Source organism: Paenibacillus sp. J31P13, from assembly GCF_056269295.1.
The window spans coordinates 913202-933581 of the sequence record NZ_JBWDNR010000002.1; the positions used below are offsets into that span (position 1 = coordinate 913202).

Annotated in this window: 19 protein-coding genes; 17 read left to right on the top strand and 2 right to left on the bottom strand. The window is 41.9% G+C overall.

The genetic code is table 11. The features are described 5' to 3' along the window. Positions 1 to 9: 9 nt before the first annotated feature. The 5 genes from AC0YOD_RS10485 to AC0YOD_RS10505 are packed head-to-tail and all read left to right on the top strand — an operon-like array spanning position 10 to position 5381. Positions 10 to 1011: a phosphotransferase gene (locus AC0YOD_RS10485; protein WP_475799205.1), complete on the top strand. Its 1002-nt coding sequence runs from the start codon at positions 10 to 12 to the stop codon at positions 1009 to 1011. After that, entirely contained in the window at positions 998 to 1924 is a 927-nt protein-coding gene (locus tag AC0YOD_RS10490; RefSeq protein ID WP_475799206.1) for a polysaccharide deacetylase family protein, read from the top strand. Before AC0YOD_RS10485 ends, AC0YOD_RS10490 begins: the two co-directional genes overlap by 14 nt. 12 nt (positions 1925 to 1936) lie before the next feature. Then, positions 1937 to 2896 (top strand): AAA family ATPase, encoded by a 960-nt coding sequence (locus AC0YOD_RS10495; RefSeq protein ID WP_475799207.1) that lies wholly within the window; start codon positions 1937 to 1939, stop codon positions 2894 to 2896. Between the two features lie 11 nt (positions 2897 to 2907). Then, positions 2908 to 4044 (top strand): DUF58 domain-containing protein, encoded by a 1137-nt coding sequence (locus AC0YOD_RS10500; protein ID WP_475799208.1) that lies wholly within the window; start codon positions 2908 to 2910, stop codon positions 4042 to 4044. Next, positions 4041 to 5381 (top strand): DUF4129 domain-containing protein, encoded by a 1341-nt coding sequence (locus tag AC0YOD_RS10505; RefSeq protein ID WP_475799209.1) that lies wholly within the window; start codon positions 4041 to 4043, stop codon positions 5379 to 5381. Before AC0YOD_RS10500 ends, AC0YOD_RS10505 begins: the two co-directional genes overlap by 4 nt. Before the next feature lie 28 nt (positions 5382 to 5409). Here the strand turns inward: AC0YOD_RS10505 and AC0YOD_RS10510 are convergent, their stop codons facing one another. Next, on the bottom strand, positions 5410 to 6399 hold the full coding sequence (locus tag AC0YOD_RS10510) for a YpdA family putative bacillithiol disulfide reductase (protein WP_475799210.1): 990 nt from the start codon (positions 6397 to 6399) through the stop codon (positions 5410 to 5412). A gap of 215 nt (positions 6400 to 6614) precedes the next feature. On the opposite strand from AC0YOD_RS10510, the gene AC0YOD_RS10515 reads away from it, so the two are divergent. The 3 genes from AC0YOD_RS10515 (at position 6615) to AC0YOD_RS10525 (ending at position 11037) form a co-directional block, all read left to right on the top strand. Next, the gene (locus AC0YOD_RS10515; RefSeq protein WP_475799211.1) at positions 6615 to 7157 is read left to right on the top strand and encodes an ADP-heptose synthase; all 543 of its coding nucleotides are present in this window, start codon (positions 6615 to 6617) and stop codon (positions 7155 to 7157) included. Positions 7158 to 7466: 309 nt separating this feature from the next. Further along, complete coding sequence (locus AC0YOD_RS10520) at positions 7467 to 9212, top strand: ABC transporter ATP-binding protein (RefSeq protein ID WP_475799212.1); 1746 nt, start codon at positions 7467 to 7469, stop codon at positions 9210 to 9212. Between the two features lie 16 nt (positions 9213 to 9228). Continuing rightward, positions 9229 to 11037: an ABC transporter ATP-binding protein gene (locus tag AC0YOD_RS10525; protein ID WP_475799213.1), complete on the top strand. Its 1809-nt coding sequence runs from the start codon at positions 9229 to 9231 to the stop codon at positions 11035 to 11037. Between the two features lie 48 nt (positions 11038 to 11085). On the opposite strand, the gene xerS is transcribed toward AC0YOD_RS10525, so the two are convergent. After that, positions 11086 to 12180: a tyrosine recombinase XerS gene (xerS, locus tag AC0YOD_RS10530; RefSeq protein ID WP_475799350.1), complete on the bottom strand. Its 1095-nt coding sequence runs from the start codon at positions 12178 to 12180 to the stop codon at positions 11086 to 11088. A gap of 521 nt (positions 12181 to 12701) precedes the next feature. On the opposite strand from xerS, the gene AC0YOD_RS10535 reads away from it, so the two are divergent. The 9 genes from AC0YOD_RS10535 (at position 12702) to AC0YOD_RS10575 (ending at position 20329) form a co-directional block, all read left to right on the top strand. Further along, positions 12702 to 13310 carry a cell wall hydrolase gene (locus AC0YOD_RS10535; protein WP_475799351.1) on the top strand — a complete coding sequence of 203 codons (609 nt, stop codon included), beginning with the start codon at positions 12702 to 12704 and terminating at the stop codon, positions 13308 to 13310. 161 nt (positions 13311 to 13471) lie between these two features. Beyond that, entirely contained in the window at positions 13472 to 14191 is a 720-nt protein-coding gene (locus AC0YOD_RS10540; protein ID WP_475799214.1) for a DsbA family oxidoreductase, read from the top strand. A 116-nt stretch (positions 14192 to 14307) separates the two neighbouring features. After that, entirely contained in the window at positions 14308 to 15405 is a 1098-nt protein-coding gene (locus AC0YOD_RS10545) for a lactonase family protein (protein WP_475799215.1), read from the top strand. Between the two features lie 38 nt (positions 15406 to 15443). After that, complete coding sequence (locus tag AC0YOD_RS10550) at positions 15444 to 15659, top strand: cold-inducible protein YdjO-related protein (RefSeq protein WP_475799216.1); 216 nt, start codon at positions 15444 to 15446, stop codon at positions 15657 to 15659. A gap of 118 nt (positions 15660 to 15777) precedes the next feature. After that, on the top strand, positions 15778 to 17130 hold the full coding sequence (locus AC0YOD_RS10555; RefSeq protein ID WP_475799217.1) for an ATP-binding protein: 1353 nt from the start codon (positions 15778 to 15780) through the stop codon (positions 17128 to 17130). Further along, positions 17127 to 17765: a response regulator transcription factor gene (locus AC0YOD_RS10560; RefSeq protein WP_475799218.1), complete on the top strand. Its 639-nt coding sequence runs from the start codon at positions 17127 to 17129 to the stop codon at positions 17763 to 17765. The genes AC0YOD_RS10555 and AC0YOD_RS10560 overlap by 4 nt, the downstream gene beginning before the upstream one ends. A 116-nt stretch (positions 17766 to 17881) precedes the next feature. Continuing rightward, complete coding sequence (locus AC0YOD_RS10565) at positions 17882 to 18358, top strand: thiol-disulfide oxidoreductase DCC family protein (protein WP_475799219.1); 477 nt, start codon at positions 17882 to 17884, stop codon at positions 18356 to 18358. Between the two features lie 133 nt (positions 18359 to 18491). Further along, positions 18492 to 19367: a radical SAM/SPASM domain-containing protein gene (locus tag AC0YOD_RS10570; protein ID WP_475799220.1), complete on the top strand. Its 876-nt coding sequence runs from the start codon at positions 18492 to 18494 to the stop codon at positions 19365 to 19367. Between the two features lie 116 nt (positions 19368 to 19483). Then, the gene (locus AC0YOD_RS10575; RefSeq protein ID WP_475799221.1) at positions 19484 to 20329 is read left to right on the top strand and encodes an undecaprenyl-diphosphate phosphatase; all 846 of its coding nucleotides are present in this window, start codon (positions 19484 to 19486) and stop codon (positions 20327 to 20329) included. Positions 20330 to 20380: the final 51 nt, after the last annotated feature.

Below are 20380 nucleotides of genomic sequence, written 5' to 3' on the forward strand. Positions count from 1 at the left end.
ATTTTACATTTGAACGTCTGTACGATAGATTTATCCCTATTTTTGGATCAATATGAATTTGTTGCTCTTTATGAGATTGAGAATCGTGAGAGCGGTATGAATAATACGACTAGAATGGTTTCAGCAGGTGCTGATCGCTTTGTACTGCGTGTCTACAATAACCATAAGGATGCTGAAATTGTTAGATTAGAGCATGAGGTTTTACATGCATTACTGGAAAAGTCTCAAAATTTACTCTATCAAGTTCCTGTTCCGATTCAAAATAAAATTGGAGAAACGTTATGTATTGCGAAAGACGGCACTCTTGCCGCAGTATTTTCTTATATTGACGGTGAACGGCCGAGCTCTACTAACGACTCGCATGTATTTGCTCTTGGAAGAGCGGCTGCTCATCTGACGATTGCTCTAAGTGAGATTGCACTATTGCGTGAGCCCATTTATAGTCCCTATTATTTACTGGAAAGTACTTACGACTCTATGGACGCTAATAGCTTCTTAGCAATAACTGAGTGTTCAAAGGAGCTTGCTGCAAGACGAGATAGCTTTATAAGGCTCCAAGAGGAGAGAAATAAGCTTATCCCCGTGTGCGATGAAATTGCTAAATTGCCTAAGCAATGGATTCATGGAGATCTCGTATTTAATAATACCGTTGCTCAAGGTGATGAGATCGTAGGCATACTTGATTTTGAGTTCAGTACAATCGATGTTAGAGCGATGGAACTTGCAGTTATCGTTGTAGATTTGATTAGAGAAGAAGATCCGAAGTTTGCCAAGCGCGTTAAGCTTCTCATACAAGGCTATTTGGAATCTTTTCCATTGACGGATGAGGAAATGAACTACTTGCCTTCGTTAATGAAATTAAGGCTGCTGGACGTAGCGCTGCATTTTGCGGTACGCTTGAGAGAAGGTTTAGATGAAGATCATGTGCTTTGCGGAATTATTGATCATTGCAATTTTGCTTTGAGCTGGATCAATGACTATGGGAGGTTGGAAGGGTATGAGCTTAGCTAAGGCGTTAGGATATAATGAGGGCGAGAAGCTTCTTCTTGTTAATGCGGATGATTATGGTCTATGCCATTCTGTAAATAAAGGTATTCAACAGCTGCTGCTAGATGAAATGGTTAGTTCCGCTACGTTAATGCTGCCATGCGCTTGGGCAAGAGATGGCGCGCTTTGGAGCGCGAGACATCCGGAAGTGGATGTTGGTATTCATTTTACATTTACGAGTGAATGGGATTCCTATCGTTGGGGTCCGGTTAATAGACAAGAAAGTACAGCTTCGCTGGTGACAGCAGAAAATTATTTCCCAAAAGACTGCAAAACCTTTGAGCAAGCGGCTGATCCTGAGCAAGTGAAGGCGGAGCTGATTGCACAAATCGAAATGGCATTGGCGATGGGCATGAAGCCATCTCATGCTGATAATCATATGGGCAGTCTCTATGGTCTCGCTACTGGTCGGAATTTCTTAGCAATTGTCCTTGATGTATGCGCTTCCTATGGTCTGCCTTTCCGGTTGCCGCGCTATTTGCTGCAAAGAGATGGAGGAATTGCACCGCCGGAGCTAGCTGAGCAAGCAAAGCTTCTTGCAGGGCTTGCAGATTCAAAGGGAGTCGTTATTTTGGATTATTTGCTAGGTCTTCCCTTTCATCTACAGGAGAATGAAACTTATGAATCTCTCAAATCAGACATGCAGACATTGCTAAGAGGCCTGATTCCAGGAGTGACAGAAATTATTATTCATCCATCACTCGTTACGGATGAACTTCAAGCATTCCATGCTCAGCCTGCCAAACGCGGAATGGAGCTTGAATTATTCCGTGATGCAGATATTCGTCAGACGCTGCAAGATGAAGGAATCCGGATGATCCGTTGGAGTGAATTGCAGAAGCTGCAGCGTGACCGCAGCGGATATACGACTAAATAAGGAGCTGGAGCTATGTCATTTCATGCAGTTAAACAATTAGCTGAGGATGTTAAAGCAAATATCGGAAAAGTTATTGTCGGTAAAGAGGAAGTTGTTGAGCTGCTCTTGATCGGACTGATTACTTCAGGTCATGTGCTGCTTGAGGACGTTCCTGGAACTGGAAAGACATTGCTTGCCAAGTCACTTTCGAAGTCATTGTCGCTTCATTTTAAACGAATTCAATTCACACCAGATTTGCTTCCTTCTGACTTAAGCGGCATTCATTTTTATAATCAAAAGCTTAGTGAGTTCGAATTCCGCGCAGGACCGCTATTCACAAACCTGCTGCTGGCAGATGAAATCAATCGTGCAACACCGCGGACGCAATCCAGCTTACTAGAATGTATGGAAGAGCGGCAGATAAGTATAGACGGTGAAACCAAAGCATTGGAACGTCCATTTATGGTTATTGCAACACAAAACCCTGTGGAGCATCAAGGAACATTCCCGCTTCCTGAAGCTCAGCTTGATCGATTCCTGTTTAAAATAAAAATGGGCTACCCTACAACTGAGGAAGGCTTGCAGCTATTGAAGCGATTTAAAGATCATGATCCCCTCACTGAGCTGACGCCTGTTGCAGGGATTGATGTTATTCAACAAGCTCAACAATCGTACCCAGCGGTCAAGGTGACGGATGATGTACTTCAGTATTTGCTGCAGTTGGTTGAACAGACGCGTAAACGCGAAGAGGTGTCTGTAGGTGTCAGTCCGCGAGGCAGCCAAGCACTGCTTCGTGCATCACAAGTGCATGCCATTTTGCGCGGGAGAGATTTCGTTACTCCTGATGATGTGAAGGCAATGGCAAAGCCTGTTCTTTCGCATCGTTTGGCTATCCGAGGCATGCACCGTACACCAGCTCATGCGGATAAAATTATTGATGAGATCATTCAACAAACAGCCGTGCCTGCTGAAGTCGGCATAGCCGTTTCTTAGGCGGCGGCGAGATGACATTGTTTTGGTATATTGTTGCTGCAGTTGGAATTTTGTACATCCAGAGTGTTGTCTTTCATCGCTTTGTACTGCGTAAAATTAAATACCAACGGCATTTAACTGTGAAAACATGCTTTCGCGGCGATAAAATTGATCTTATCGAGGAAATGACTAATGCAAAGTGGCTGCCTGTACCATGGCTGCGTGTAGAGTCTCAGCTCTCGACTCATTTGCACTTTCAGAGACAGGACAATCTATCAGTGAGCAGCGGGAATTTTTATCAAAATCATAAAAGCTTCTTTAGCTTAGCGCCTTTTACCAAAATAACACGCAAGCATCATATCACATGCGCCAAAAGAGGCTGGTACAAGCTTCAATCCGTTTCACTAACCGGAGGCGATCTGCTTGGCATAAGCAGTGTCTCCCAACAAATTGATCTTGATGGGCAACTGCTTGTATATCCAAAGCCAGCACAGGTTCCCGTCCATGAGCTTCCTTATCATAGCTGGCAAGGTGATCAGTCCGTTAGAAGGTGGATTATAAGCGATCCATTTGTAAACGCTGGTGTACGGGATTATCAAGCAGGAGATACTTATAAGCAAATCAATTGGAAAGCAACAGCTAAGACTGGCAACCTTCAAGTGCATCAGCATGATTTTACAGCCGATAGAAGACTTATGATTTATTTGAATGTAGACGACGCGGAAGGTATGTGGCGCACTGTTACGGATATGGACCTAATTGAGAGCGGTATTGAATGGGCAGCTGGCGCAGCAGAGTCTGTTATTGGGCAAGGAATGGACGTTGGCTTTGCAGCGAATATGCCGCTTATCGGCAGTCGTGAGAGTGTGCACATAGAGCCTCGTGCCGGTCATGAGCATCTTATAGGATTACTGGAGTGTATGGCGAAGCTGGAGATCGAACGAACAGAGCTGTTCCATACCATGCTGGAGCGAGAAGCGCAGAACGGCTTTAGCGAGCGAGATGTTCTGATTATTACTGCTTACTGGAATAATCAATTGGAAGAGCAAGCAGAACAGCTTCGATATAATGGTAATGCGGTAGCAGTATGGCTGTTGACAGATAGATTACTAGCTTCAAAAGAAGAGAAGGATGGATCAAGCAGGAGTAGGGAAGAGGTGAGCGCATGACAGCAGATAATAAGCAGCGCCAAGCTCTAGTTTCCCTATTGTATGGTTTTATGGAGTTGTTATTTTATTTACCTCTGCTGCTCATCATCGCCATTTATTTGCTCCCTGAATCTGCGATTTGGCCATGGCTTCTTACCTTGCCTTTATGCTATATGTCAGGGTCCATGCTGATCGAGAGATTGCCTAGGCTTCGACTTATTAATAGGGTTCTTATATCTATATTGCTTGGTCTTTTGCAGGTGTGTCTAATTACCTTCCTATGGACAGGAAAAATGATGGTCATTCCAATTGCGGTATGCGGCATAGTAGGGGCGTTTGCTCTTTTCAGAGGCATATCAACAAGCGTGCATGGCTGGGCTATAGCTTTTCCTAATTCACGCATGCTTGTTGGGGCAACAACCTATATTGCCGTGCAGCCATTAAAAATTTCTTTGATTCCTAAGCTAATGAATTACAATGGAATAGTCATAGCATGCGGAATTGCTGCGGTTATTTTGTTTTTTTTCTTAGCTAATGAACGTCATTTAAATAGTGAGACGGTGGATACGGCAAAGTCCCCTGCTGCTTCAGCGTTCAAGCGTCAAAACCGCTTTTTGATTCTAATTATCATAGTAGTAATTAGTATCATAGCTTTATTTACAAAAATTCAGAGATTCATTGAAGATAGTATTAAGAGTATTATAGATCGCATTCTTAATTGGTTAAACCGCCCGCAGGAGAAGATTGAAACACCTGATACACCGGCTCCAGAACCACCGCCAATTATGCCTCAGGAGGAAGCGAAGGATCCTGCAGCATGGTTGGTCATACTGGAACAAATATTGAAAATAGCAGCTATCGTTATTTTTATTATCGCAGCAGTAGTACTCTTATATTGGCTTGGAAAAAAACTCTATCAATGGGTAAGGACTATTGCCAATAAGCTGCTTGAGCGTAATGCAGAGAACCGAAGAACTGAAGAAGGTTTTACCGATGAAGTGGAACAATTAATGACGTTAAATAATTTATGGGATGGAATCGGAAATGGATTGAAAAATCTGCTTCCTAAGAAAAAGCGAGGAACAGATTGGAATGATCTAACGACAAATGCGGAGAGGATCAGATTCCTTTATGCGCAGCTTCTTCGTAATGATGCCAAGAAGGGCTATGAGATTAAAGAGCACTTGACGCCACGTGAGACAACGACAGATATTATAAAGTGGGGGAAAGGCAATAGGAGCAGTGAGAAACTGCATGGCTTTATTGACTTGTATGAACAGGTTCGTTATGGTGAGGGCAAGCCAATAGATCGGCAAGTAACCGACTTTAAGAAGCAGCTAGATGATGAGAAGAAGTAAGAAATGATGAAAAGAAAAGACATATCGGCTACGTAGCCGATATGTCTTTTTTGTTCAAAATATGTTCTGCGATTTTCCGTCCGTGGTAACGCCCTGACTCTATGAAAATCTCGTTTGCTTCATGTCGTGAAGCGACTACTCCAGCAAGATAGATGCCGGGTACATTAGTCTCCATCGTTTCTTCGTGGAAAGTAGGATATCCTTCATCCTCCATCGTAATTCCTGTCTGTGTTAGAAAATTGCGATTGGGGTGGAAGCCGGTTAGAGCCAAAACAAAATCATTCGGAATGGACAAGTTGCCCGCTGGGCCTTGAACCGTAATGTCATTATTTTGGATGCCGATTACTTTGGATTCAAAATGCATGCCGATCAAGCCCTTGGCAACTTTACTTTCAAAAATAGGTCTAACCCAAGGCTTTATACTGGAAGAATAACCTTCACCACGATAAATGACTGTAACTTCAGCGCCAACTCGCTCTAGCTCTAATGCGGCATCGATAGCTGAATTACTTCCTCCAATGATGGCAACCTTCATTCCTACATATGGATGAGATTCACGGAAGAAATGACTGACTTTCTCCATCTCCTCACCAGGAATACCAAGTACATTAGGATGGTCGAAATAACCGGTTGCAATAACAACGTAATTACTTTTATATGTGCGGTTTTGATCGAAGCGATCCTTGCTCTGAAGCACAAAAGCTTCATTCTCTGACTGGATGCTAGTAATGGCTTCATAAGCTTGCACACGAATGCTATGGCGTTGAGCAGCGGTACGGTAGTAGTTTAAAGCTTCAAGCCGTGATGGCTTATCGTTGGCTGTAGTAAAGGGTATTTCACCAATTTCCAGAAGCTCCGGTGAGCTAAAGAAATGCATGTAAGTAGGGTATTGGGAGATAGAATGTACAATATTACGTTTCTCTATAATAAGCGGATTGAGTCCAATTCGCTTTAACTCAATCGCTGCTGCCAATCCGCAAGGACCAGCGCCGATAATGATGGCTTCTTCCTGCTGCATTTGTGAAAACCTCCTAAATCTATTGCCTACACATTCATTTTTTAATGTTAGGCATAACATTTATTTTACAGCTAATCGCACATATTGTGCAAATTTGGTTTGATGACTCTCTTGAACAGGCTTTGGAATATTGTATAATAATATGTAACCTAATTTTAATAGTAGTGATGCATACGAACGGTTTATATTAATAAAATGATTTAGGAGGAGATCACATGCGGAGACGATTTGTAATAGAAGCAGTTTTAATAGCAACGTATGGACATCTTCTTGTACCAAGCCGACCTATTGATTATGTTGTACCTTATTCATCAATAGCAGAGTTATATGAGATGAGAGACGGCTCTGAGCCTGTTATGGAGGATCCTGATGATGATGGGCATGTGAAAAACAAAATAAATGAGCTGATTGCTTTTTTTGAGGATTCACTAAACCGCAAAAAAATTGAAAAAGCGATGCAAGTGCCTTGGAGAGAAAGCTCGCCTTTATTGCTGAATGATGTTATTCAATTTACTGTTATTCATGCTGTGGACAATGCTCATTACGGAGAGGTTTTCGATCCGATTGAAACCGAGCTTCTGCTGACTGGACTAAAGCTGAATATACCGCTCTTATCTGATCAGTTTGAATTCCAAGAAAAGCTTATTGAAGCAGAGGTGCCGGTTCAAATATACGATATTGAGGATTTTGAGTTTGCGGTAGAGGAAGGGATTTCAACCGTCGATATGGAGCAGCCGCATGGCTTAGATCGATTTTGACTTTTTTTGAAAAATGTCTTGCTTAAATATTGATTTCGGTGTTAATATTTGGATGTGATTGGAAAGTGTTACAAATTGAAATTGGAAAAGGGGGGCTTGAGGATGTTTACGAATGCGATTGAAATGAATGTTGACGGCGGACAATTAAGCATGAGTTTCAATAGAATTAGTAAACAAACCGAGAGGCCTGCCTTCGTAAAAGGGCTGACATGCAGCTGACTGGCTGCATAGCTGTCTATTTATACGAGGATCTTGAGCCGTTTGCGGCTTGAGGTCTTTTTTTGTTCCAATGAGGAGGGGAGTTGTCGTATGAAAACGCTTTTAAGACTGATGATTTATGTAAGACCGAATGCAAAATGGGTATTTATTGCAGTATCCATAATGATTGTAGCGACGATTTGTGATTTGATTGCACCTTGGGTACTTAGCGAAATATTTGATGAGGGTATTGATAAAAGAAACATGTCTCTCGTATTATGGCTAACGCTTTCTCTTGTCGGCATTCAAGCTTTAAAAAGCATAGGGATGTTCATACAGGGCTATTCACAGGAACTGGTTGGTCAGAATGTCGTATTTCAATTGCGCAAAGAATTATATGCTCACTTGCAACGCTTATCCTTTTCTTATTACGATCGTGCGCAAACCGGACAATTGATGTCGAGAATGACTGGTGATATTGATTCGGTAAAAAACTTCGTTGGTTTTGGAGCGATGAGTCTGTTTACCGGCATGTTAACCTTTCTCGGAACGATTATTTTTATGTTGTCGATGCAATGGAAGGTTACCGTCATCAGCTTAATTACAATTCCATTTATTTTGTTTGTGCTTTGGAGATTTAATAAGAATGTCGGTCCTGCTTGGTCGAAAATTAGAGAGCAAATGGGACGCCTGACGACAACGCTTCAGGAAAATATTTCAGGCATTCGAGTCGTCAAATCCTTTGCAACCGAAGGCGTAGAGCAGCAGAAATTTGCTCAGCGAAATGAGCAAAGCTTCGAGACGAATATGGAGCGTGCGAAGCTGGAGGCAAAAGCATTTCCTCTTATGGGCTTCTACGGCGGGCTTACCTTCGTTATGATGATCTGCATCGGATCGATATTTGTTGTGCGCGATGAAATGTCGCTTGGCACTTTTATGGCGTTTCAATGGTATGTCTGGGGAATCATTTGGCCTCTTAACATGCTTGGATGGCAGATTAACATTATGCAGCAGGCTGTAAAAGCTGCACCACGTGTTTTTGAAGTGTTGGATACACAAATGGATATTGTTACGCCGATTAAAGGTGTGGATACATATGAAATGAAAGGGAATGTTGTGTTTGATCGTGTTACTTTTCACTTTGCCGATCAGGATCAAGAGAAGGATAAACCGATATTGGATGATGTTACTTTCCAGGTTAAGCAAGGTGAAGTAATCGGCGTGCTTGGTTCTACTGGCTCAGGTAAAAGCAGCCTGATCGGTTTGCTTTCGCGTTTCTATGATGTAACCGGAGGCAGATTACTTATTGACGGTGTAGACGTTCGGGAATATGACCTTGACGGTTTGCGCAGAAGCATTGGGATTGTACCTCAAGAGACGTTTCTATTCTCTGCTTCGATCCGTGATAATATCGCCTATGGATGCCCAGATGCAACAGTTGAACAGATTGAGGCAGCAGCGCGTAAATCACAAATTCATGACTTTATAGTAGGCATGACAGACGGTTACGACACACGGATCGGTGAACGCGGTGTGGGACTCTCTGGAGGTCAGCGCCAGCGCGTAGCACTTGCAAGAGCTATATTAATGGACCCTCCAATTCTAGTGTTAGATGAAGCGACAGCCAGTGTCGATACAGCAACGGAATCTGCTATTCATGAGGCATTGCTCAGCGTGATGAAAGGAAGAACAACGTTTATTATTGCGCAAAGACTTTCCTCTATCCAGCATGCAGACCGTATAATCGTGCTCGAGAGCGGGAGATTGACGGAGCAGGGCACGCACAAAGAATTAAATGAACAAGGCGGCTTCTTCCGACAATTATTCGATAGACAAAAGAATATCGCACATCAGTAAAAAAAGAGGTGATCGAATGAGTCAAATCGAGTGGGATCAAGATACGGATGCTGATGAAAAACCGTTTAATATGGGCTACATGAAGCGTATGCTGAAATATCTTGCTCCGTATCGCAAACTTATGACATGGGTTGTTATAATCGTACTGATTAATATGCTTCTGAGCTTGTCAGAGCCAATCATTCTCGCATACATTATCGACAAAGGAATAATAGCCAAAAACTATAACATTATTTATATATTAACTGCCGTTCTACTGGGGATTAGGCTTATTAGTTGGCTCTTCGGCTGGATGCATACAAGATGGATTAATTTCACGGGTCAGCGCATCTTATTTGATTTGCGGCAGCAATTATTTAATCATCTACAGACGTTGACATTTCGATTCTTTGACGGACGACCGGCAGGTAAAATTATGTCAAGAATTACGAATGATACGAATGCAATCGGTGAACTAATTAATGGCGGGCTCATCACAATCGTTATGGAATTTACGCATTTGGTTGGGATCATCGTTATTTTGTTCTGGATGGATTGGCAGCTGGCATTATTATCTTTTATTATGCTTCCTTTGCTTTATTTTATTATTGCGAAGCTCCGTCCCAAAATTGAAGGCTCTTGGTCGCGTTCGCGTTCAACGATGTCTGCGATCAACGGGAATCTAAACGAGACGATTCAAGGCATACGCGTTATCCAAGCTTTTTCTCGTCAAGAGATGAATAATGAGAAGTTTAACGGCATTAATACTCGCAATAAACAAGCGTTCATGCGTGCCATTAAGTTGGAATCAACCGTCTATCCACTTGTTGAAATGATCGGTATGCTTGGTACTTGTATCGTTGTCTATTATGGTGCTATCCGTGTATTGGATAATGCGATTACATTAGGTTTTATAATGGCATTCATTAACTACTTATGGCGTTTCTGGGGACCGCTCAGCGCTTTGTCCAAGGTATACAGCCAATTGCTTTCTGCAATGGCTTCGGCAGAGCGGATTTTCGAGGTGCTGGATGCGGAGCCTGAGGTGAAAAACAGCAAAGAAGCAAAGGATATTCCTTCCATTCAAGGCGCTGTTGCTTTCGATAATGTATCATTCCGGTACGAGGAAAACAAACCTGATGTGCTTCATAACATTTCGTTCCAAGTTAAACCGGGACAACGCGTTGCCTTAGTTGGTCCTACAGGTGCTGGGAAGAGTACCATCGTGAACCTGCTCATGCGATTCTACGATTCAACGAGCGGCACAGTACGAATTGACGGAATGGATGTTAAGGAAGCCACTCTGGAATCTTTGCGTAAACAGATGGGAATTGTACTGCAGGATTCATTTATATTTGCAGGTACGGTGGAACAAAATATGCGTTATGGCAATGAGAACGCAACAGATGAGCAGCTGCACAAAGCAGGGGAGAGTGTGCGATTAGATCGCGTCGTTGCGAAGCTCTCTGATGGATACGGAACGGAGCTGGAGGAACGCGGTTCAAAGCTTTCAGTCGGTCAAAGACAATTGCTCGCCTTTGGACGCGTGCTGCTGTCTGATCCGCGCATATTGATATTAGATGAGGCAACATCAAGCGTGGATACAGAGACGGAGCAGCATATACAGGAAGCCTTACAAACCTTGCTCGCAGGGAGAACAGCATTTATTATTGCACATCGCTTGTCAACCATTAGAGATGCGGATCTTATTCTCGTTGTAGAGGATGGAAGAATCGCTGAACAAGGCTCTCATGAGGCTTTAATGAAGCAAGGCGGCATTTATTCCAATCTTGTCCTAACGCAGTTATCTATGCAAGAATCGGTTATCCTGCAATCCAGCTCATAGTTAGCGGATGAAAAAAAAGAGGGTGTTCACAAAGCGTTTGAGAAAACGCTAGTGTGAATCATCCTCTTTTTTATTGCGATCAATGGCCTGGGCCATCGTTTTATCGGTCAAATGGGCATAAATCTGTGTCGTTTCGGGGGAGGCATGACCAAGCTGCTCCTGTGTCTTGTAAATATCATTTCGCAAGTAATAATCGGTTGCAAAGGAATGTCTCAATTTATGCACGGATAAGTACGGCTTACCGAATCTTTTGGCGTATTTGATGACCATCTCTTGTATCGCTCGCTTTGTCATACGTGACCCCTCTTGCTTGCCGTTGGCAATGGCGAGGAATAACGCCTTCTCACGCTTAGGAGCCTTGTAACGAACGTCTCTCAGCGTCATATAGGCTTCTAAATCTTCAACCGCCTCTTGCCGAAAATAGACGGGGGTTTTGAATGTATCATCGTTTTTACCTTTACGGTATACATAGGATAATTTTTTCTTAAGATCGATATCATCCACATTTAAATTGACGAGCTCAGAAACCCGCAAACCTGAATGTAAAATAAAGCTGATAATGCAGGCATCCCGAATCATGTTAAGGTCGTAGGAATAGAGTGCTTGCTTATTCTTTGCTACATCTGTTCCATAGTGCTGTTTAATGTAACTCATAAATTCTGCTATCTCTTCCTCTTGAAGCAGCTTGCCCTCCAGCTTGGCTGCCGTATCCTTTGGCTTATGTGTACGTTTGATCGTAACCTTCGCCATCACATTTCGCTTTAGGAGCGGATAGAATTCTTCATCCTCTGCAATTTGACTCAAATAATGAAATAAGGAACGGAGGGAGGACAATTTCCTGGAAATCGTTGTCTTGCTGTTCCTTTCCTCTTTGTACGTCGACAAGTACATTCGAAAGCCGTCAATACTATCCATATGCAGCCTTTCGAGCTCCAGCAAAGTAACTTTTTTGATATTATCCGCTTCAGTCAAACCTTCAGCCATCAGCCATTTAAGAAAAGTATCATAATCTCTTATGTATTCCACTAATGAGGATGGAGATAAATCCGGAAGTTTGTAATTTATGAATTTCTCAATATACCAGGGCATGGTAGGCAGCTTCCTGTCGAGCTCTTCGCGATCTTTCTGTTTTAAAATATTAATTCCCATCACCTCATAACATGCATATTCATTAACGTCATTATTAATTAACCATATTAAAAGAACATAAATATAATTATGTAAACAGATCGCGAATTTACTCATTTTAAGTTAATGGTTTAGATAAAGTAAGATCAAGCAAATTCTGTTTACAGAGTGGATCGCAATCATATATATACCCTTTAAATTGTACGTTGAATCCCTGTTTAAAACAAGGATGGCTTGTTTACTATATACATGTTGCTTATGTAACGAAACGTTTCTATTTCTATTTTTTATATTGGAATTCTAATGTGCAAAGGGTGATAAAAACGAAACAAAGAAAACTGGTAAATGCATGTAATTGTCCAATCTCTGTTACATTTGACTATACATTATGTTAAACTCGAACGAACGTGTTGAAAGTTATATTTATTACGACTATTAATTAATTAAATTTTATTTTTAATGTAAAAATAAGGAGGATCATATATTTGAATAACAATAATTACGTTAAACATAGCATGGTTGTAATCATTATTTTCATGATGGCTTTTAGTTTGCCTTTGACTGTTGCGGAAGCAGCGCCTGCGGCAACACTTAAAGTTGGATCTACGAATCAGGATGTTCCGGATTTACAGTATCGGTTGAAAACTTTAGGTTATTTCAGCCCGGATGTAACGAACTATTTTGGTACCAAAACGTTAGACTCCCTAACTCGCTTTCAGAAGGATTATGGTTTGAAGGCTGACGGTATTGCTGGTACGGATACGTGGAAACAACTTAAGAAAGTTTCCGTAAACGAAAAGGAGCTGACGCTTCTCGCAAGAATCATTCATGCAGAAGCACGAGGCGAATCGTATAAGGGGCAGGTAGCAGTTGGTGCAGTGGTTATGAATCGTTTGGCTTCATCAAGCTTTCCTGACACGTTAAGAGGCGTCATTGAGCAGCCGAATGCTTTCACTGCTGTGAATGATGGACAATACAAGTTAAAACCGGATTCAACCGCATATAAAGCAGCCAAAGAGGCAGTGAGCGGCTATGATCCTACAAACGGAGCTATTTATTATTTCAATCCTGATACAGCTACATCGAAATGGATATGGTCTAGAACACAGGTTGTAAAAATAGGTCATCATATCTTTGCGGTATAATAATAGTAAACAAAATGCGATTCTTCTCGGAAAGTGTGTTCCATTTCCGATTAGGATCGCTTTTTTATTGCATTCGTTTTGCCATGAATGGTTTTCAATGTAGTATCCAAACATGTTACAATAATAAAGTAAGCATCACAATTATTTAGGGGGCTATCAGCATGAAGGTAGAAATTTGGTCGGATTATGTATGTCCGTACTGTTATATAGGGAAAAGAAAGTTTGAGCTTGCATTGGAGAAATTCGCTCATAAAGATGCAGTAGAGGTTGAGTTCCGCAGCTTTGAGCTAGATCCGAATGCTGATCCTAATTCAAATATTAGTACGCACAGCATGCTGGCATCCAAATATGGAATGAGTGTTGAACAAGCTAAAGCAGCAACTGCAAGCATTACAGAACAGGCATCAACAGTAGGCATTACGTTTAAATTTGAAGGTACTGTTGAAACCAATACATTTGATGCACACCGTTTAGTACATTTTGCTACAGAGCAAGGAAAGGCAAAAGAGCTGTCTGAGAGATTGTTTAAAGCTCATTTTACTAACGGGGAAAATGTTGGAAATCGTGAGAAACTAGTTGAGCTTGCAGCAGAAGTTGGTCTAGATGCAGCAGCTGCTGCGGATATTCTTGCTGCTAATAAATATGCTGAAGCTGTTCGTGGTGAAGAGGAAGAAGGCAGCCGCCTTGGCATTCGCGGTGTACCGTTCTACGTTGTTGACCGTAAATATGCGGTTTCTGGCGCGCAATCTCCAGAGGTGTTTCTTGATACATTGAACAAAGCATGGGAAGAGAAGTATCCGTCCTTTATTCAAGTCAACGAAGCTAACGCTGATGAGCTATGCACAGATGGTGTTTGCGCACCAAAAACTTCAAAGGATTAATTTCCTAAGGATAAAATGTTTGTGTGGTTCATTCTGAAGTTATATAATAAATATCGTTGTCTATTTATAAGGAATGATTACAAGCTTTGCTTGGAAAATGATTGGGGGAAGTAACCGTGACAGAACAACAGCGGCTGCTTGTATTCGCAGGCTCTTATGCCGAAGCAGAAGAAAGCGGCGTTTATGTGTATGCTTTTGATGAACAATTGGGTACATTAACACGCACGGACGAGCATGGGGGTCTTAAGAACCCTACTTTTCTCAATGTAGACCGTGAACGCAGCTTGCTATATGCTATTTCGGAAACGGTCAATGATAGCGGTAGTAAAGTTGGTGAAGCTGCTGTATTTAGCATTGATGCGTCAAATGGGACATTGGAGCTTTTAAACCGTAAAATAACGGTGGATTCAACGACATGTCATATTCAACGTGATGCGAACAGCCGCTATTTGACGGTTACAAGCTATCATGGAGGAATGATTGGTCTATTCGGCTTATCAAAGGATGGCGCTTCTATTGGTGAAAAACTTGATGTCCAGCAGCATGTTGGCAGCAGTCAGCATCCCGATCGTCAGGATCGTCCACACCCGCATTCATCCTTCTACAGTCCTGACGGCCGTTTTTTGCTGGTATCGGACTTAGGGCTTGATCAAATTGTAACGTATGCTATTGATGAAGCAGAAGGGAAGCTAGACCGTCAAAGCGCGGTTTCTCTTCATCCTGGTGCAGGTCCAAGGCATCTTGCCTTTCATCCGAACGGAAAATTCGTATTTGTTATTAATGAGGTTGATTCAACGGTTACCTCATTTGCTTACGATGCAGAGAATGGCAAGCTGACGACAAAAGAAACAGTAAGTACTTTGCCTGCTGATTTCAATAATGAAAATTCATGTGCAGAAATTTCGGTTTCAGCAGATGGAAAATTCCTGTACGGCTCAAACAGAGGTCATGACAGCATCGTTGTATATGCGATTAATGAAGAAACAGGCTCATTAAACCTTCTTCAGCATATATCAGTAGAAGGCGGTCATCCACGTCATTTTGCATTGACGCCTAGCGGGAATTATTTGCTTGCAGCAAACCGTGATACAAATAACATCGCGATTTTCAAGGTTGATAAAGAATGCGGGAAGCTAACTTTTACGGGAAATAGCGCGAGCGTATCTAAACCAGTTTGTGTCATTCCTGGTTTATTTAATGTAGTTAATAATTAATGATCTAAGTTTTGAAGTGAAAAGGGGAAAACATAAGCGTGGCTACTAGCGAAGACGAGAAACCGAAATTAAAAGCGACTAAAATTTTTAAATGCAAAAATCCGGAATGCAAGGCATGGGTAAGAGATGAATTTGCTGCTACAGAGCAGGTTTGTCCGATTTGTAAAGGTCCAATGCTCAGAAGCATGCGGCATTTACCTGCCGTTCAAAATAAACCAAAACCTCAGCCGCGTAAACCGAAATCTGATTTCTAGCGTCAATCATATAGGAACCCAATCAAGCTCACTGCTGGATTGGGTTTTTATTTTTACCTTATAGTCTAAAAAATGTTACGATAGAGATATCAAATGTTGACAGGGCAGGTATAGTAGCATGATCTATTACTTTATAGCTTTATTTCTAGCAGCTGTAATTGTTATGTTTAACAACCCGCGGAATACGATGAATCATTGGATTGCTTTATTCTTATTTTTCTCATCCGTTGGCGGCCTTACTGATATGCTGACTGAGCTTGGTTACGCAACAACAGCTAGTATTCTACAATTTCTCAACTTATCATGCACGCCTTATTGCATTCTTATATTTAGCATTGTATATGCAGGAGTCTCATTTGAGAAATCACGAATAGGACGATATTGGAAGCGATATTGGAAGTTGGTTTTGTTTCTTCCTGTACTAGTGATGGCAGCAGTATCCTTGTCGTTCACCAATTCCAGGTCAGTTTTCATACTACTATTATTGTGGACAGCTCCTTATTTTCTTATTTCCTGTTATTTGCTTATACTCTCATTTTGGAGAGAGCGTGATGCTCGGCTTCGTCGCAATCGATTTATAACGTCGATAATAATGGTGCCTACTCTGCTTGCTGTACTCCTATTTATCTACTTCACGAAGGTGTTTTCACCCCAATTTGATTTTTTTAACTATATTTCGGTTTTTATTATTTACTCGCTAGCTGTTGCCTTTTTTTGTACCTTTATATATGGGGTGCTAGGTGTAAGAGTTCGCATTGAGCATGATCCTCTTCAAAGCACGATGAAAGCAGTCAGCTCCGGTACGACGATGCTTAATCATACGATTAAAAATGAGATTGCTAAGATTTCGATTAGCACAGAAAATTTAAGAAGTATTTTTCCTGAGGATGATGAACAAACACAACAGCATATGCAGATTATTACGAATGCTTCCAATCATATGCTAGCTATGGTGTCCAGGATGCACAGTCAAATGAAAACGATAACGCTCAAAGAGGAGCCAGTTTTCCTTCACGAGCTGATAGATCAGTGTATCAAGCAGCATGAAACGCTATTATCTTCTCAAGAAATCGTAGTCCAGACTGCATATATGATACGGCCCGTAGTTGTATGCGATAGGATACATATTAGTGAGGCCATCGGCAATGTGTTAATGAATGCATGTGAAGCAATGCCTGAGGGCGGTGTAATTGATGTACAGCTTCATTCGCATAAAAAAGGGCTAGAACTATCCGTACTGGATCGCGGAATAGGACTTGCGGCTGACAAGCGAGGACAAGAGTTCGAGCCATTCTTTAGCAGCGGCAAAACAGGTCGTAATTTTGGCCTGGGCTTGTCCTATGTTTACAATGTGATGCAGAAGAGCGGCGGCAGCGCTGAACTTACACCTAGAGATGGCGGTGGAGCGCGAGCCTCCTTATTTTGGCCTAAAAAAAAGATTATAGGAGATAGGCAGGGAGGGTGTTTATGAGTCATATCAAAGTGTTTATCGTTGAGGATGATGCGGATTGGATTAAAGCGATTACGGCATTCTTAAATCGAGAAGAGGATATACTTGTCGTTGGTACTGCTGCACAGGGGAGCGAAGCGCTCAGCCTTGCTCAAAGCATTACTATAGATATTATACTAATGGACATTGGACTTGAAGGAAGCGTGCTGGACGGCATACAAACAGCGATTCTGATGAGCGAACTTTCAAAAGCGAAGATCATTATGCTGACATCATTAAATGATGAGGAAACAATGACACAGGCCTTTACTGCAGGCGCTGTACATTATTTAGAGAAAACTCGTTACAAGGAGCTGCCGCAAGCGATACGGAGCGCTTATCACCATTCCGCTCCGATGGAAGCACTGCTTAAGGAACTAACAAGGCTAAAGCGTGAGGAGCAATTGAAGGATTTAACGCCGGCAGAGCGTGAAGTATTTGAGCTGATTGAAGCGGGGTATACGCAATCCCAAATCGAGAAGAAGCTGTATAAAGCAGAGAGCACTCTCAAAAATCAAGTTAACAAAATATTAAAGAAATTTGGCGTGAAAAGCAGCAAAGAGGCTGTTGAGAAAGTCAGAAGAAGAGGTCTATTCCAGCATCATGACAAGGAGTAGCGATTGGGGGTACTACATAACGTAGTACTCCCTTAACTGTTGTACTAGAAAATTTGGAACTGCCAGCTAGCTGAGTAAGCGATTATAATAGATGAAAGAGGAAAGGGGATGAGTTCATGGGAAAACTCACTTCTAGGAAGAAGAAGCCGTCTGTGACTTCCGTGCTGCTCATCGACGGACAATGCTTGCTCTGCAATGACATAACACGTTTTATTGTGAAACGAGATAAAGTCGGAATCTTTCAATTCGCTTCGCTTCAATCGAAGGCTGGCCAACAGTTTCTGATAAGTGGCGGAATGCCTACTGGCGATCTAGATACGTTTGTTATGGTCGAAAACGGGCAATATTTCATAAAATCAACAGCGGCGCTGCGTGTCTTGCGCCAATTAGGCGGCTTTTGGCCATTGTTCTATGTCTTTATTATTGTGCCTCGCCCTTTGCGAAATCTAGTTTATGATTGGATAGCTCGAAATCGATACCGCTGGTTCGGACGTCAGGAGGTATGCATGCTGCCTTCTGCACAATTAAAGGGACGGTTTATAGAAAATGGTGTTCAAGCAGCAGAGATGGATCACGAGGGCAAAGTGGAGTAAGATGGTTCATCTTATTCCTTTTTTGTCACTTCACAGTCTGTCGTTGTATAATAGCGATAGGCTATAACGGAATGTATAGAAGCTTGAGCGAATATCGCTCTCTGCGACAACGGGGAATGGAGTAAAGTAAAAGATGAAAAAGTTCAAAAAGTTTTATATAGAAACAACAAGCATATGCAATTTGTCATGCAGCTTTTGTCCGCCAACTTTGCGTGCTAAAGGATTTATACAGGTAGAGGATTTTATCAAAACATTGGATCAAATAAAACCGCATACGGACTATATTTATTTTCATGTGAAGGGTGAACCGATGCTTCATCCTAAGATGGATGTATTGCTTGATATCGCCCATGAGAAGGGCTTTAAAGTAAATATTACGTCTAACGGTACGCTAATTACAAAAAATAAAGAAAAACTGCTCAATAAGCCAGCTCTTCGCCAAATTAACTTCTCGTTGCATAGCTTTGATGGACATGCAGGCTCTACGAACAAAGAAGGTTATCTCGCAGAAATATTAGCTTTCGTCAAGGAAGCGGTAGCCAGCAGTAATATTATCATCTCATTCCGATTATGGAATTTGGATATGGATAATGAAACGAATCAACAGAAGAACAAAAACCGTGAGCTGCTTGGTATGATCGAAAAGGCATTTGATCTGGATTACAAAATTGAAGAAAAGTTCATTCCAGGTTCAGGTGTCAAAATTGCAGAGCGCATTTATCTGAATCAGGACCCTGAATTCAAATGGCCAGACTTAAAGGAGCCAGAGGACGACGGTAAAGGCTTCTGCCATGCGCTGCGTAATCAAGCCGGCATCCTTATAGACGGAACCGTTATTCCTTGCTGCTTAGATGGAGAGGGCGTTATTAATCTCGGCAATATTCATGACACGCATTTCTCCGAAATTATAGAAAATGAGCGTTCGACCAACCTTTATGAAGGATTCTCCCGAAGAGAAGCCGTAGAAGAATTATGCAGAAAATGCGGTTACCGCCAACGCTTCGGTTGATTTCAGCGCTTAGGAGCTATTGATTTGTAGGGTGGGATCGTTTTATGATAGGATATGAAATGGCCATGTTTTTTATTGATTTTCTATCATACACGTAGTTGGGAGATTAGAGCTCGATGGATTTTTTGACAATTTTGAAAGCAATCATTTTGGGCATTGTAGAAGGATTAACGGAGTTTGCTCCTGTATCCTCAACCGGTCATATGGTCATCGTAGATGATTTATGGCTGCACTCGGAGCAATTTTTCAAAGAAAAGTATGCAGCAAACACGTTTAAAATCGTCATTCAACTTGGATCGATCCTAGCCGTATTAATCATTTTCCGCAATCGTTTCATTGAAATGCTAGGCTTAGACCGTGGCAAACAGGACAATGGACAAGCTTCAGCGGTTCCTCAGAAAAAACTTAAGCTCACACATGTTATCGTAGGTCTATTACCTGCAGGAGTGATTGGTCTTCTGTTTGATGATTACATCGACGAGCATTTGTTTTCTATCGAAACGGTGCTTGTAGGACTGGTGATCGGTGCGGTATTTATGATTTTCGCTGACAAGCTTAGACCCAAAGTGGCTAAAATTGATACGGTGGATCAAATTACCTATAAGCAGGCTCTTTCAGTAGGGCTCATTCAATGTTTATCACTGTGGCCGGGATTCTCTCGTTCAGGTTCCACGATCTCCGGAGGCGTATTGCTTGGAATGAGTCATCGCGCCGCAGCTGATTTCACATTTATAATGGCTGTACCGATCATGGCGGGAGCAAGTGTATTATCTTTAGCTAAAAACTGGGAGTACTTCACGATGGACTACTTACCCTTTTTTATCGCCGGATTTGTGAGTGCATTTGTATTTGCCCTCATCTCGATTCGCTTCTTCTTGAAGCTCATTAACCGAGTTAAGCTCGTACCATTTGCGATTTATCGAATCGTGCTTGCAGCAATCATCTATGTCGTTTATTTCTAAAACCGAAAAGCCTGCTTCTCTTAACCGAGATGCAGGCTTTTTTTTATTGAA